This is a genomic window from uncultured Alteromonas sp., from assembly GCF_963976965.1.
GTDB lineage: Bacteria > Pseudomonadota > Gammaproteobacteria > Enterobacterales > Alteromonadaceae > Alteromonas > Alteromonas naphthalenivorans.
Genome location: NZ_CAXBMP010000015.1, coordinates 53,089 through 67,962 on the forward strand (window position 1 = coordinate 53,089; position 14,874 = coordinate 67,962).

At 43.9% G+C, this 14,874-nt stretch carries 11 protein-coding genes; 6 read left to right on the forward strand and 5 right to left on the reverse strand.

Features of this window, described 5'->3' with window-relative positions; all coding sequences use genetic code 11:
- The first annotated feature begins 60 nt into the window (after window positions 1-60).
- Together AAC006_RS12710 and AAC006_RS12715 are read left to right on the forward strand one after the other, a co-directional pair.
- Window positions 61-3,318, forward strand: a complete 3,258-nt coding sequence (locus tag AAC006_RS12710) for a hypothetical protein (RefSeq protein WP_013783081.1) — start codon at window positions 61-63, stop codon at window positions 3,316-3,318.
- 93 nt (window positions 3,319-3,411) lie between these two features.
- Entirely contained in the window at window positions 3,412-5,526 is a 2,115-nt protein-coding gene (locus AAC006_RS12715) for a TonB-dependent receptor (RefSeq protein ID WP_013783082.1), read from the forward strand.
- Here the strand turns inward: AAC006_RS12715 and AAC006_RS12720 are convergent.
- Window positions 5,509-6,042: a PepSY-associated TM helix domain-containing protein gene (locus AAC006_RS12720; protein ID WP_013783083.1), complete on the reverse strand. Its 534-nt coding sequence runs from the start codon at window positions 6,040-6,042 to the stop codon at window positions 5,509-5,511. The genes AAC006_RS12715 and AAC006_RS12720 overlap by 18 nt on opposite strands.
- A gap of 169 nt (window positions 6,043-6,211) precedes the next feature.
- On the opposite strand from AAC006_RS12720, the gene AAC006_RS12725 reads away from it, so the two are divergent.
- From AAC006_RS12725 to AAC006_RS12740, 4 genes are all read left to right on the forward strand, one after another.
- Window positions 6,212-7,450 (forward strand): endonuclease/exonuclease/phosphatase family protein, encoded by a 1,239-nt coding sequence (locus AAC006_RS12725; RefSeq protein WP_013783084.1) that lies wholly within the window; start codon window positions 6,212-6,214, stop codon window positions 7,448-7,450.
- Window positions 7,451-7,630: 180 nt separating this feature from the next.
- Window positions 7,631-7,852, forward strand: coding sequence for a hypothetical protein (locus AAC006_RS12730; RefSeq protein ID WP_288389217.1), 222 nt, complete (start codon window positions 7,631-7,633; stop codon window positions 7,850-7,852).
- Window positions 7,853-7,857: 5 nt separating this feature from the next.
- Window positions 7,858-9,510 carry a metallophosphoesterase gene (locus AAC006_RS12735; protein WP_288389216.1) on the forward strand — a complete coding sequence of 551 codons (1,653 nt, stop codon included), beginning with the start codon at window positions 7,858-7,860 and terminating at the stop codon, window positions 9,508-9,510.
- Window positions 9,511-9,805: 295 nt separating this feature from the next.
- Window positions 9,806-10,528, forward strand: coding sequence for a diguanylate cyclase (locus tag AAC006_RS12740; RefSeq protein WP_338456387.1), 723 nt, complete (start codon window positions 9,806-9,808; stop codon window positions 10,526-10,528).
- A gap of 86 nt (window positions 10,529-10,614) precedes the next feature.
- Here the strand turns inward: AAC006_RS12740 and AAC006_RS12745 are convergent, their stop codons facing one another.
- From AAC006_RS12745 to AAC006_RS12760, 4 genes are all read right to left on the reverse strand, one after another.
- Window positions 10,615-12,351, reverse strand: coding sequence for a M1 family metallopeptidase (locus AAC006_RS12745; protein ID WP_339349382.1), 1,737 nt, complete (start codon window positions 12,349-12,351; stop codon window positions 10,615-10,617).
- Window positions 12,352-12,572: 221 nt separating this feature from the next.
- On the reverse strand, window positions 12,573-12,839 hold the full coding sequence (locus AAC006_RS12750; RefSeq protein WP_339891540.1) for a DksA/TraR family C4-type zinc finger protein: 267 nt from the start codon (window positions 12,837-12,839) through the stop codon (window positions 12,573-12,575).
- 393 nt (window positions 12,840-13,232) lie between these two features.
- Window positions 13,233-14,456, reverse strand: coding sequence for a TonB family protein (locus AAC006_RS12755; RefSeq protein WP_013783092.1), 1,224 nt, complete (start codon window positions 14,454-14,456; stop codon window positions 13,233-13,235).
- Complete coding sequence (locus AAC006_RS12760; protein WP_013783093.1) at window positions 14,449-14,841, reverse strand: BlaI/MecI/CopY family transcriptional regulator; 393 nt, start codon at window positions 14,839-14,841, stop codon at window positions 14,449-14,451. The genes AAC006_RS12755 and AAC006_RS12760 overlap by 8 nt, the downstream gene beginning before the upstream one ends.
- Window positions 14,842-14,874 lie beyond the last annotated feature (33 nt).

The following is a 14,874-nucleotide window of genomic DNA, read 5'->3' on the forward strand; positions in this document are numbered from 1 at the left end:
TCTATATAGTGTTAATACCTATAATTCTAAATTCAAATAAACACTCTGTGGATAATAATAATGAAAAAGCTTCTTAAAGCTGCAGTAGCTGTATCTCTTGCACTCTCAAGCTCGACTGTTTTTGCAGAAAAACCTAACGACGACAAACCTATTTTTAGCAGTTCAACTTTTAAAGCCATGGAGCTGAGAAATATTGGCCCTGCTTATATGTCTGGCCGAATAGCTGATATTGCTATCGATCAAAATAACCCTTCAACATGGTATACCGCGGTAGGTTCTGGTGGCGTGTGGAAAACCACAAACGCAGGTAATACGTGGACGCCTATTTTCGATAAACAAGCGGTTTACTCTATTGGCGATGTGACTATTGCACCTAGTAACTCAAACATTATTTGGGTAGGTACTGGTGAGAACAACGGCGGGCGTCATATTAGCTTTGGTGACGGCGTATATAAGTCTGTAGATGGCGGTCAAACATGGAATAATGTGGGGCTAGAGAAGTCTGAACATATCTCTGACATTATTATTCACCCTACCAACCCTGATATTGTGTGGGTGTCTGCTCAAGGGCCGCTATGGTCTGGTGGCGGTGAACGCGGTCTTTACAAAACCACTGACGGTGGCGACACATGGAAGCAAGTACTCACGCCTGCTGACAAATGGACGGGCGTAACCTCCTTACTTATCGATCCGCGTAACCCAGATAAACTTTATGCAGCCACATGGGCTCGCCAACGTTCTATTGCCGTATATGTAGGGACTAACGAAGGGGCAGGCATTCATACGTCTGACGATGGCGGTGAAACCTGGACCGAACTTAAAACCGGTTTGCCAGAAGGTAACATGGGTAAAATAGGCATGGCGATATCACCTATGAACCCAGACGTGCTTTACGCCACTATCGAAACTGACAATCGCAAAGGCGGTTTCTATCGTTCAGCCGACCAAGGCGCAAGTTGGACCAAGGTCTCTGATGAAATAGGTGCAGGTACAGGCCCTCACTATTACCAAGAAATCTTTGCTGATCAACACCAGTTTGACCGTGTTTATATTGCCAGTAACTACAGCAAAGTGTCGGACGATGGCGGCAAAACATGGACGCCAATCAATACTAAGCGCAAGCACGTAGATGACCATGCTATGGCATTCCACCCGACTGATCCTGATTTTGTATTGATGGGATCAGATGGCGGCATTTATATGTCTCATGACAGAATGGCGAATTGGCGTTTTATGGCGAACTTGCCGTTAACGCAGTTTTATAAAGTGGCGCCGGATGATTCAAAACCCTTCTACATGATTTATGCGGGCGCACAAGATAACTCTACCCAAGGTGGGCCATCGCGCACAATGCGCGAAGAAGGTATTAAGAACAAAGATTGGTTCTTAACCCTAGGCGGCGATGGGCATCAGCCAGCGGTTGAGCCGGGCAACCCAGATATTATGTATTCTCAGTGGCAACAGGGTAACCTTACCCGCGTAGACATGACCACCAAAGAAGGGGTTTATGTTAAGCCGCAGCCATTACCGGGCGACCCTGCTGAGCGCTATAATTGGGATGCACCTATTAATGTGTCTAGCCACGACCCTGCTCGTATTTATTTTGCATCACAGCGCGTATGGCGTTCTGATAACCGTGGCGATAGCTGGACAGCCGTTTCTGGCGACCTTACCAAAAACGGAAACCGTATGCATATGCCTATGATGGGCAGAACGTGGTCGGTAGAAGCGGGCTGGGATTTGTACGCCATGACAGAATTCCACACCATTGCTAACTTCTCTGAAAGCCCAGTAGATGAAAACATTCTGTGGGCTGGTACCGACGATGGCATCATTCAAGTCACTACCAACGGCGGTGAGTCGTGGAAAAAGATTGAATTAGACGCTATTAAAGGTATTCCTGCTACCGCTTATGTAAATGATATCCGTGCTGATTTATACGATCCGAATACCGTATATGTTGCTCTAGACAACCATAAATATGGCGACTTCAAACCCTATTTGATCAAGTCGACGAACCTAGGTAAAAAGTGGACGTCACTTGCTGACGACCTACCTGCAAAACACCTTGTTTGGCGTATTGTGCAGGATCATGTGAACAAAGATTTGATGTTCATTGGTACTGAGTTTGGTGTTTTCTTTACGGTGAATGGCGGTAAAAAGTGGGTTGAACTTGATGGCGGTATACCAACCATTTCTACTCGCGATGTGAAAATTCAGCGCAGAGAAAACGACTTGGTGGCCGGTACATTTGGCCGTGGTATTTATATTCTAGATGATTACGCACCACTTCGCGCATTAACTGAAAAATCGATGCAACAAGACGCGCTTTTATTTGCGCCCAGCCGCCCAGTTAAATGGTTTAAGTTAGACACTAGGCACTCTGACTCGGACGGTGATGATCGCTTTGTAGCTGAAAACCCAGCACATGGCGCTACGTTAACCTATTTCTTAAAAGACAGTTTGTTAACCGCGAAGGGTAAGCGTCAAGAAGCTGAGAAAAAGCTACTTGAAGATGACAAATATCCTAAATACCCAAGTTGGGAAGCGATAGAAGCTGAACTTCAAGAGCCAGAACCTGCTGTTTATGTCGAGATTCGTGACAATGCGGGCGACGTAATAAATCGCGTATCGGGCAGCACCAAGAAAGGGCTTCACCGCATTACGTGGGATATGAAGTATTCGAATACTACGCCGCTTACTAAGAAAGACAGCAAAAATAACGGCTTAATGGCATTGCCGGGAACCTATAGTGCGACGTTATTTAAGCGTGAAGGTGCAACAGTTACTCAATTAGCTGAGCCTGTTCAGTTTACGTTGGAATCTATCTATGAAGGTGCGCTTGAAGGGGCATCTGCTGAAGAAATTACAACTTATGGGAACGCCTTAACTAAAGCGCAGAAACGTGCAATGTCTTCAACCACTGTGCTTAAACAGGTAAAAGACACTATGGCGTTGCTTCGTGTGGCAATTGACCGCACACCAAGTAATGTAACCCAATTTGAAGCACAATTTGCGAGTATTCAAAGTGAAATAAACGATATTAATAAAGCGTTTACTGGCTTAGAGTCGCGCAATCGCAAAGGGATTAAACCGGCTAATATTATGAGCCGTTTGCGCTATGCACGTTCGGCATTAAATTCATCTTATGGGCCGACTCAACAGCATAAAGACCAACTTGGTTACGCTGAAGATGAATTAAGCCAAGTAATTGCGCGTATTAAAACGTTGCATGAAACCACGCTGCCTGCGCTTCAGCAAGCGGTGGTGAATGAAGGTGGTCCGTGGACCGCTGGCATTCCGGTTATTGCAAACTAACGGGCGTTAGTGCAAACAGATGCGGCAGCGTTACGCTGCCGCGTTTTTTATTTTCACCCTTCTTTTTTAGCTTTACTACCGTAGCAAGACCCAATGAAAAGCCTGTCGTATTCTTTCTGTTTTTTATCTTCCGCTAAGTTTTCGCGTTTTGGATTAGCCCCTTTTAGACTATTGTTAACCGTTTCTTTTTTAGCCGTCCCCGTTTTTTGTGCCAGTGCTACTGATGCTCAAGGCGCTGATAGTGAAGGTGTTGATGCTGAAGGGGCTAACAATGCAAGCTCCAACGATATTAGCGCTAAGGAAGTCGAGCGGTACACTGTCACCGCAGAGCGCGCCTATTACAATCAAACCTTAAACAGCATCTTCCCCCAATATACTTACGATAAATCGAATCTTGTGGGTAGCCCCCACATTAATGACATTTTGCTCCAATCGCCTTCAGTTAACTTAAATGGGCAAGGTGGGCAAATTCAAAATATCAATATTAGGGGCTTTTCTCGCTGGCGAATACAAACCTTGCTTGATGGCGTACCTATTGTGAGTGATCGCCGCGCAGGGGCGAGTGTTGGGTTTGTTCCTCCCTCATTTATTCAAGGTGTTGCCGTCATTCCTGGCGCTGCCTCTACCTATTTAGGTTCGGGCGCTATAGGTGGCGCTGTGGATTTGTTACTACCGTACAACACTAAATCTAACCTTCAAATAGGGTGGAGCAGTAACCAGCAGGCACAAGACTACAGTTATGCCGATTATGCAGGCAATACCGACTGGAACCTGTCGTATCGTAAAGGCAATAACGGCTCTGACGCACAAGGCAATACCCTGTTCGATAAGTTTGAACAAACCGCCTTGTTTTTAAGGCATCGGCCGGATAATGGTGTGCTGAAAGAAGCCTGGACGTTGTATTCAGACAACCGTGATATCGGTAAATCCAGTAGCGACTTTCCAGAAGATAGAGTAACAACCTACCCAGAAAATACGCACTGGCTAGGCAAAATGACGTTTGCATTCTCTAATATATTTAGCAGCCTTTGGTGGCACCAATCCACATTGGACACCCACATTTTAAGACCCGAGGATCGGATAAACGAAAGTGAAAGCGAGGCGTTAGACTTCGGATTTGATGTTGGCAGTAACGCACGTATCAATAACTGGCAGGTAAACTGGCAAGTTCAGTTGTTGGGACGGGAGGGGGTAACTATTGATGAAAGGGAGCTTACCTTGGTTTCCTCTGCTAGTGGCTCGCTTGTAGGTGAATCTCTTTTAAATGAGACATTAAGCTCGACCGGCTCATCTTTTATCTCTGAATTAGCTTACGAGCTTCGTACATTGGATGCCAGTGAAACCACAATTGCCGGTATTGCTGATGCAACACGCTCTTTTGGTGATACCTCGCTAGCGTTTAGAGGTAGGTTAGATTGGCAGCAACAGTCTAACAATGCTGTCGATATTGAAAATGCTAACATCAGCGGTTTTATTGGCGCTAGCCATATACTTTCGCCGCAATGGACGGCTAGTGTTTACTTATCTAGCGCCTTTAGGAATCCGTCATTAACTGAACGCTATTTCTCCGGTGAAACCCCTCGGGGTACCGTGTTAGGTGATGTCGATTTAGACACAGAGCAGGCCACAAATATACAGGCTTCGTTATCGTATAACAGCAACGGCTTAACAGCTTCAGTTGAAGTGTTTCGGCAGAAAATCAACCACTATATTGAGCGTACTACGGTATCTGAAGATGTTCAGGTTTACAGTAATTTAGACAGTGCGACCATTCAAGGCATAAGCTATCAGCTAGATTGGCAACAGTCACAAGCTGCAAATAGATCGCAAAATAACACACCCGATCAAGGATATTGGTTCGCGCAGTTAAATGGCGCGTGGATTGAGGGCGAAGATAATATAGGTAGCGCTATTGCTGATATTCCGCCACATAGTCAGCGACTAACATTAGGGTATGAGCTAGAGGATGTACGGCTATTTTCAACGCTTGTTTATCGCGCCAGCAAGCGGGATATTGGCGATGGTGAAAAAGAACTCGATAATGTAACGACATTAGATATTGGCGCGGCTTGGCAATTCAACCAACGTACTTCACTGCAAGCTAGCTGGCGTAATCTTACTAATCAGCAATATTATGTAAGCGCCGACGACAAAGCGGCATTTGCGCAAGGTGAAAGTGTACAGCTAGCGTTAACCTTTTTGCTGTGAACGATAGTAACGTTTTCGATATTTACTCTTTAATGTAGTAAATAACATCACTAAGCCCGTCAGCCATAAAATGAATAGCAAAATGGCGGCGGGCAAGAATAGCCATAACTTTGCGCCTTCAAAAAACCAGCTGCCATCGTGAATAGCTTCAATGGTATCGGTACGCCGATAAGCAACCTGCAGCACTTCGCCATTGGTTGCATTCAACTGTACTTCCCAATGATTCTTTCCGCGTACTTTTATAATGCCTTTGTCGGGCCTAACGTCTAAACGGTCGATGTCGCTCCAACTGTTTAATTCGGCTTCAGGGACGAGCTGAATTGCCTCAATAATACTATCGAAACTAATAGATGGGGCGTTACCAGCGGCTTTTTGGGTAGGCGGTTGTAGCCAGTCGAACTCTTTTTTTACCTGCAACAAAAGACCACTGCCAATCACAACAACGACAGGAATAAAAATGGCCAAAGAGAGCCACAAGTGAAAATTGCGGCTTGTTTTACGCAGGTTAATCGACATGCACTTACTACCTAAAAATGGACACTCACTATACTGCATCTAATTTAGCGAGTAAAAAATGTGAGCCCATACTAAGATTTCAAGCGACGAATAAATGGGTTAAAACCGCTTGGTAATCACCGTAATATTGATAGTCTTATAGAAAGTAGAATAACCACTGAGCAAACTCATGAAATACAGGCTTCTTGTATCACTATTTACCTTGCTGTCGTCTACCTTGCTGCCAACTGCCCTAAACGCCGAAGCACTTGAATCCCCAGAACCGCTTGAAATACATAAAGGGCTTCAAACAATAAAAGTAGCCACGTTTAATGTGAGCATGGAGTCGACTAACTACAAAGCGCTTGGGTTAGCGCCTAGTGCGAAGGTTTTACAGAAGGTGCTATCTAATGGTGAGAATTCGCAAGTTAAGAATATTGCTGAAATAATTCAACGTGTTAACCCCGACATTCTGTTACTCAATGAGTTTGATTATATCGCCGACCAGTCGGTAGGTATTGATTACTTTATAAAGCATTACCTGAATGTATCTCAGGGGGGGCAAAAAGCGGTGGATTATGGCTATGTTTATACAAATACCGTCAACACTGGTGAGCCGACCAATTTTGATTTAGACAATAATGGCAAAAAAGAACAATTCGGCGGTGATGCTTATGGATACGGCTTATACCCAGGCCAATATGGCATGGTGGTATTGTCTAAGTACCCGATTGAACAGGCGAATGCGCGCACTTTTCAAACCTTCAAATGGCAAGATATGCCTAATGCACAACAGCCGATTTTACCTGCTGCCAGTACTGATGAAAAGGGAACGCCTTGGTATTCAAAAGAAGAGTGGCAAGCCTTTCGCCTAAGTTCTAAATCTCACTGGGATATTCCGGTAAATGTGAACGGAAAAATAGTGCACATATTGGCTATGCACCCCACACCGCCAAATTTCGACGGCGCTGAAGACAGAAATGGTACGCGCAATCACGATGAAATTCGTCTAATGGCAGATTACTTAACACCTGAACGTGGTGGCTATATTTATGACGATGCTGGCGAGCAGGTTAGCTTAAAAGAGAACGACCGGTTCGTATTAGTTGGCGATTTTAATGCCGCTGATATTGGCGATAAACACAGACCTGATGTGATAGAGCAATTAACCGAAAGCCCGTTGGTGAACAATCGCCTTATTCCAACAAGTGCTGGTGGCGCAGCAGCCTCAAGCGAAGCCTTCAGTAGCCGTTTCACTGCCTATTGGGGGGCAAGAGCCGATTATGTACTGCCTTCACAGTATGGCTTTGACGTAAAAGACGCTGGCGTATTTTGGCCTACCAAAGACAGTGACTTGTATAGGTTAGTTAATGACAGACAAGCAAGTTCTGACCACAGAATGGTTTGGGTCACGCTTTTAGTAAAATGAATCTGCTGAAGTTTGGTTTTATAAGTTCCTGTATATATATGATTTAACTAATCTTTTTAACGTTACGGTTCAAGAATATTTCACCAAAAATTCATAAATGTTCAGCCCTTACTTCATAGGTTTTCTCTATTGTTTTCACGAACAATAGGTTAAATCTATAACACAAAAGGAAAAGGCTTTATGAAGATACAGTGGCGAACGCTAATCTTTTTTACCCCGCTTTTGTTACTCACCGGGTGTAATGACGATGAAACCGTTGAAGTAGAGGTTCCCGTAGAGGTACCAGTAGTAGTTAATCCTGAACATGAAATGCTCACAGACCCATTTTTGCAACTCCCTACACCGAGCACGAATTGTCCTTTGGAAGTTCATCAACCTCGGAAATTACTACGACCAAATTAAACCGAATGATGGAAGATACTTCTTCTTCATTGGGAGACATTAATTATGATGCTTTAACCTACCGTGATGTTTATCGTCATGAGGCAACAGCAACAGGTCTTGTTCAAGGTGAAAGAGTAGATTATTTCGTTACCAGTACCGATGAAGACGGATTTGAATTTAAGAGTAATAGCTTCACGCTAGCACCTGCACCAGCAGAAGGTCAGGCGTTGAAAATACTGTTAACCTCGGATCTTCAGTCTAAGAAAAACGTGGTAGCAAATTATCAAAAAGTGGTTGAAACCGTGGGCGTACCAGATGCCGTATTGTTTGCAGGAGATTTCGTAAACGTCCCTGACCGAGCATCAGAATGGTTCGACCAAGTAAAAGAAGACTCTCCCGCTTTTTTCCCCGCATTGCAAGGCCACTATCAGGCTTATGTACCAGGTTTTCCCTATAATGGAGGCGAGATTCTTCAGCATGCTCCGTTATTTGGTACTATCGGAAATCACGAAGTCATGGGACGTTATACCCCTGAAGAAGAGGGATATTCTTTAAACGGAAGCTTCAACGATCCTCAGCCTGCTTGGTATGCTGAAGTAGCTTATGATCAAGTAGCTGAAACGGTTAATCCTGACGGCGATGAAAGTATAAAAGCGCAGTGGATAGCGGATAATTCACATAATCAGCAGAGCTTTCTAGACATTTTTAGTTTTCCGGATGATGGGCCATCAGGAGAAGACTATTATGCTGCTTCGTTTGGTGATGTATTCATTATCTCTATGAATGTCTCTCGAATATGGCGCTCTTGGAGCGTTTCAGGTACCAGTAAAACAAAGTTTGTTGAAAGTATAGATACCCTTGACTCGCCTTCTGAATGGGGATTTGGAGAGTTTCTTTTCGAGCGATTCGATGCTCAATCAGATCAATACGCATGGCTGCAGGGCGTAATGGAAACCGATGCTTTTAAAGAGGCTAAATACAAAGTGGTTATGGCACATCAAGGCGTCTTTGGATTAGGTGATAATACGGTTCCCGTTTTAGCACAGCCTGTAATGCAAGTTGTTACAACTGATGAGAATCAGAACGAAACTATCACCGAATATACTTTTCCAATCGCCCCTGAAACGTGGACATCCGAAGTCGCTCCTTTGCTTGGAACAGCGGAAGAAATACGCTATCAATACCCACTGGCGCAAGATGTTTGGCTAAATGATATTGAACCCTTATTGATTGAAAATGATGTTGATTTGGTCCACATAGGGCACTCACATCTATGGAACAGAGCAGAGGTTGAAGGCTTAAATTACCTTGAAAGCTCGAATGTGGGCAATAGTTATGGCGCGTATTACATAGATTCAACCGGATCTTATACGGCAGATGTAAGGGCGAGTTATTCAGACTTTTGGGAAGATGTAAATTCTGCGGCACCTCGCTGGGATATTGAAAATTATCCTCCGAACGGTGATCCCCAGGATAGAGTGATGAGCTTTCCAACCTTATTCAGCCCGATGAGCATGGAAAATGAAAGTTATCCAAATTTGCCGTTTGTAACCAGTAATAACCTTTCGGTATTTTCAGTGTTGGATACGCAGTCTGGCAGCGTGAAAAGTTATGTTTTCGATCCTTCGGACTTAAACTCTGAAGTAATACTATTCGATGAATTTTTATTAGATTAGCCTTAAGTGCTTTTACTCCAAGACGGGCTTCAATAATGAAAAATACTCCCATTGAGGTGCTTTAGAACGCTTGGGTAGCTGGGACACTCACAAATTAATTTATTGATAATGTGGGTGTCCTATTTTAAGAAGCTATTGAATAGCATCGACTTGCCAATTTTAAATATCTACCATCAACGTTAAAAAAATTTAATGAACTGCTAATCTGTTCTGCTCTGTTGTCCGTTTATAACCTCATACACCTTCGCTTATGTCGCTTGATGTAGGCCTTGTTTAAGAGGAGAGGCAGGTTTTTATGGACGATCCTACGCTAATTATCCTAATGTATTTCATCATTCCCATTTGGTTTGTGGCGGGCATTGTTGACTGGTTTTGCCACAGGCGAAGTAATATTTCCGGTACGAGCGGCGCAAAAGAATCTCTTATCCATTTGCTTATGTTCGCTGAAGTGGGCATTCCACTTTTCATGGTGCTGATATTCGAAGTAAACAGCCTAATTATCGCTATCAGTATCTTGCTCTTTTTTGTGCATGAAGCAACGGCAATGTGGGATGTATCTTATGCTGTATCTAAGCGCCGTGTAGGCCCAATTGAGCAGCATGTTCATAGTTTTTTAGAAATGATCCCGCTGCTAGCCTTAGTGTTAGTGGTGGGTCGTCATTGGCCGCATTTTATTGCGTTGTTTGGTTTCGGCGACATTCCTGCTGACTTCGCGCTACAACTTAAAGAAGACCCCTTACCCACATGGTATTTAGTTACCGTACTATTGATAGCACTAGCCTTAGAATTTGTACCCTATTTGGAGGAATTAATGCGTGGCTTGAAAGATAAAAATCAAAACAAGGAGGGCGAGACCACTGGCTCTCGTACCAGAAACGTCACCCCCGTTTCAGATGAGGAAGCTGAAGCAGCTAGCCCCTATGCTACGTCAGTGGCTGGGGAAGAAGACCCAGGTGTGGCATTAGAAGAACTGGTAGATAGTAGTAAGGTGGTTACTCCCATTTCCAAGAAGCGATAGAACGGCAACGGGGTATCAATGGGTTCGTTTTACCAACCTCAATTAGCGCATATTTAAGGGAGCTTTTTAAGCTCCCTGCTTTAAGCTTATTTTTCGGTCTGCTTTTTCCTCATTTCAGCTTGCGCTTCCTGCCAGGCTTTATAATCCTCGAATCGCTGTTCGTAGCGAAGCACCTTACTATTAGGATCGGCAACCACCACATCGTATTCGGTTACCATTAAACTGGTTTGGTTTTGCATATCAAGCGTAGTTACTTTACCGTTTACGCTAACCTCTAGGGGCATAGGGAAGGGTAAGTCACCTTCTGTTTTCCACGTAAAGGTGACTTCATTTTCTGTACGGGCTACATCTAATATAGGTAAGGCCGCGCTGAATATATACACGTCAAAAAACCAATCTAAATTGTGCTCGCTGTTTTTATTGACGATATCGATAAAGTCTTGAGTATTGGCGAAAATAGGTTCGAAATTGCCTGGTTGTGGGTCAACACGGCCATACACAAGTTCGGTTACAGAACGGAAAAAGGGTTCATCACCCATTAGCCCTCTAAGTGTATGAATAACCCATGAACCTTTGGCATAAATATCACCTGCTGGGCCTTTTTCATACACATCTTCTTCAGACATCAATTCGTTGCTAACGATAGGGTGAGCATTAGCCAACCCTTTTCGCTGTGCGTTAAGCTTCACAAAATAGGCTTCATTGCCGTGTAAGTATTGGGCATATAACGGTTGCATGTAGGTGCCAAACCCTTCGTGTAACCACATGTGATCCCAGTTGTCGTTGGTTAGCTGATTACCAAACCATTCATGGGCAAACTCGTGCTGCATTAACCAATCATATCCAGCGTCATCTTTTCTATATTCATTGCCATAGGCGTTAATGGTTTGGTGTTCCATACCCAGGTGAGGTGTTTGTACTATGCCCACTTTCTCGTTGGCAAACGGGTAGGGGCCAATCATCCGCTCGAAAAAGGTTATCATTTCAGGAAGTTCGGCAAATAATGCCTCGGCTTTTTCTTCGTTTTCTGGAAGATGGTAGTAGGTTAACGGGTAGGTGTTACCGTATATGCTGGTAAAACTTTTGGTCAGCTTTTCATAAGGCGCTATGTTTAAGGCAATGCCATAAGTATTGTGCATCGACTTGGTTTGCCAATGAAAAGTGCGGTCATTACCTTTTTCTTCAGTAGCAACCAATACGCCGTTACTGGCGGCCACAAGCGGCTTAGGTACGGTAATGAAAAGCTCGGTGTTAGCAGGTTCACCATAAGGTTGGTCAATACACGGCCAGAAAAGATCGCACCCTTCACCTTGCACTGCTGTTGCCAACCATGGATGTCCATCCGGTGTTTCTTCCCACATCACACCGCCATCCCAAGGGGCTCTGATTGGCGTGCGTGGATGTCCAGAATAGACAATGCGCAACGTTGCTGGAAAAGCCACACTGCTATTTGGCGATACAATAAGCTCACCTTCAAGGTTACTAAATTGCTCTGCAGGTAGCTCGGTACCATTCAGCCAAACGCTTTCAATAGCAAAACGCGTGTCTAAATCCACAGAGATTTCTTGTTGTGGTGAAGGAGCCTGCAGGGTAAGTGTGGTATCGCCAAACAATATCTCTTTGTCAAAATCGAAAGAAAAGGCAAGCTTTGCATGACTAATGGATAAATGCTTTTGTCTTTCAGAAATCTCTCCGCCAGACTTTAACGTGTATGGTGTTGATAGCTCGGCAGCTGGTGCTTGATTGACTGAAGAAGTGTGTTGAGTGGCACACCCAACTACAAATGTTGAGGCACACGCTAAGGCAAGCGTTTTTAATTTCATGTGTTTTCCGTTTTTATTATTGTGACTTCGTTATTCCGTTCTTACTGTTGTACGAACGGGAGCAAGATAAATCAATAACTTATCTTTCGCAAAAGTCCTAATACTATGCAACGTGTAAACGGTTAATACGAGGGTAAGTAGGATGAAAAGCAATAACTGACCGCGTGGTTAATCTAATTTCTGATAAAGGCGGCTTTCTATAAGGCGACTATTTTCATAGCCTATCTTAGCTGGCTATCTTTACTGCCCCTACGGTTGAACAACGACTCTACTTTGCTTGTTTTTTCCATTTCGGCTTGGCAGTTAATACATAATTGCACACCGAGCACTGCGATGCGTCTGCGTTCAGGAATACGAGCATCGCACTCTTCGCAAAATACAGCACTCTCGCCTTGATACATGTTGTTTTTAGCACGCGCCACGGCATCTTCAACGCTTGCGTCTATCTGATCTTGTACTGCCCCGTCTTTTGCCCAGCCCCCGGCCATGTTTCCTCCTAAGTGTTGCTTGTGGGTTTTGCTAATAAATAATATCCAATCCATCGGTATTAAAACCAATCAGCATCGATACTCATCACTAGCGCTAACGATAGAATGAAGCAAAGACAGTGCCGAGCCCTTCCTTAATATTTTTTTGAGAATAATTACAGCAGGTTAGGGTAAGCGAAAAAGATAAAGCAATATAGGGAATGATGAAGTGTTCGTAGTCTTTACTGATGGCAGTGAAATATTTGCTTCGTACTATGTTGGAATGGTCTAAGACAGAGCGGTCTAACACAACATAGCCTAAGAAGGAATAGCTTGAGAGAGTAGCCTTGTTTGAGAAAAACACTAAAAGGAGCACGCGCTCCTTTTAGTCTTCTTACGGTTTTGGGCTTAAGCTTACTTATCAGTGCCCGCCGTTAATGGCTGGTCAAGTTTATAGTCGAGCTGCACTAACAAACCTGTTTGCCTGCGGGCTACACCACCTTTAATTGCTGGTTTGTATTTCCATTGCTCAAGCGCAGCTTTTGCACTTTCATCAAATATACCTTCGGGAGTGGCATTAACTACAGTGACATTGTCGGTGTTACCGTTTTTAGTAATATCAAACTGCAGTACGACGAAACCTTCAATATTTCCTTTTTCGGCCGATTTGGGGTATTCAGGCGATACAAATTCTACCGGGGCTGCTTCGTCAACTTTCGACTGTTTGTGTTCAGTATTTTGAAGTGGCACATTGGCTAACGCCATGTTGGCCGTTACTAAGGCAAAAATAGCAGCTGTGCCAGCGGCAAGTAATTTATTACCTTTATGCGGGGTTTTAATCGCGTTTAATCTTTTAATCATTGTATTTTTCTCTCCAAAGGTTGGGTACAGGTTTACTGCTTGTGAATTATGCTCGGCACAACATACAAGTGCTTTTGCATAAATGAGTTTCTCGGTTGGTGATTTGTTGGCGAGCACTGCGTTATCGCATGCTAATTCTTGACTGCTACGAAACGATTTCAACGCAATCCAGAGCACGGGGTTAAACCAAAAAAGCACCGCAAACGCTAACGCAATAGCATTCCATAGGTTATCTTTGTGTTGGTTATGGACACTTTCATGTTCAAGTATTAATGATTGTTGGGAGTTTGAAAAAGCGGTCTTAAAGTAACTTGGCAGCAGTACGGCTGGTTTCAAGAAGCCAAAGAGCATAGGCGTAGAAGCTTTATCAGAATAATAAGCGCGAAGGGAAGGTGATGTATTTGAAGTTACCGGAACCGTTGCGCTAGGCGCTCGCACAAGGTGCTTTTTATCAATAGATCTTAATATACTTATATGGTTTGCCGCTATGTAAGCCGCTACTGCGCTAGCACCCGTTGCCCATAACCAAAACAGCACATTAAACTGCCCACCGGATACATTAGGGTTAATACCTACTAAATAGCGGCTAATGCTATTAGCGGGAATAGAAACCAAATCAATTGGTAGGTTGTTCATCACAAGTGCAGCCGGAAGTAGTAACCATGCTTTGTAAACAAACGTAGTGCCTAGTTGGGGAGTGAGGAATCGCTCACAAAGAATCAATAGCGCCAGAACAACGGTTAACATAGTTTGCTGAGAAATCATCCACTCAATCATTGTTTTTCTCCCATTGCTTGATCACCGCTTTAAGCTCATCGATATCTTCTTTAGATAACTCGTTTTGGTTGGCAAAGCCTGCAATCATTGGCGCAACTTTACCTTTGAAGAGTCGGCTTAAAAAGCTACTGGTTTCTTCTTGAACATATTCTTCGCGGGCAATTAAGGGGTAGTAAAGGTATTGGCGCTGCTGCTTGTGAAAACTGATAGCCCCCTTTTTTACTAAGCGTCCAAGCAAGGTTTTCACCGTTTTTTCATGCCACGGTTTATGTTGATTAAGGCGCTCAATGACCTCGTTAGACGAAATCGGGTTGCTGTCCCAAATCACGTCTAATACTTCAAACTCGGTATTGCTAATATCTGGCTGCGCTTTAGGTGTGTTCATAATTATTTCGCTTTAACCAATGTGGTAGTGACT

Coding starts and splice junctions, on each gene's coding strand:
- AAC006_RS12710 (WP_013783081.1), top strand. CDS start 61: ATGAAAAAGCTTCTTAAAGCTGCAGTAGCTGTATCTCTTGCACTCTCA.
- AAC006_RS12715 (WP_013783082.1), top strand. CDS start 3,412: ATGAAAAGCCTGTCGTATTCTTTCTGTTTTTTATCTTCCGCTAAGTTT.
- AAC006_RS12720 (WP_013783083.1), bottom strand. CDS start 6,042: ATGTCGATTAACCTGCGTAAAACAAGCCGCAATTTTCACTTGTGGCTC.
- AAC006_RS12725 (WP_013783084.1), top strand. CDS start 6,212: ATGAAATACAGGCTTCTTGTATCACTATTTACCTTGCTGTCGTCTACC.
- AAC006_RS12730 (WP_288389217.1), top strand. CDS start 7,631: ATGAAGATACAGTGGCGAACGCTAATCTTTTTTACCCCGCTTTTGTTA.
- AAC006_RS12735 (WP_288389216.1), top strand. CDS start 7,858: ATGATGGAAGATACTTCTTCTTCATTGGGAGACATTAATTATGATGCT.
- AAC006_RS12740 (WP_338456387.1), top strand. CDS start 9,806: ATGGACGATCCTACGCTAATTATCCTAATGTATTTCATCATTCCCATT.
- AAC006_RS12745 (WP_339349382.1), bottom strand. CDS start 12,351: ATGAAATTAAAAACGCTTGCCTTAGCGTGTGCCTCAACATTTGTAGTT.
- AAC006_RS12750 (WP_339891540.1), bottom strand. CDS start 12,839: ATGGCCGGGGGCTGGGCAAAAGACGGGGCAGTACAAGATCAGATAGAC.
- AAC006_RS12755 (WP_013783092.1), bottom strand. CDS start 14,456: ATGATTGAGTGGATGATTTCTCAGCAAACTATGTTAACCGTTGTTCTG.
- AAC006_RS12760 (WP_013783093.1), bottom strand. CDS start 14,841: ATGAACACACCTAAAGCGCAGCCAGATATTAGCAATACCGAGTTTGAA.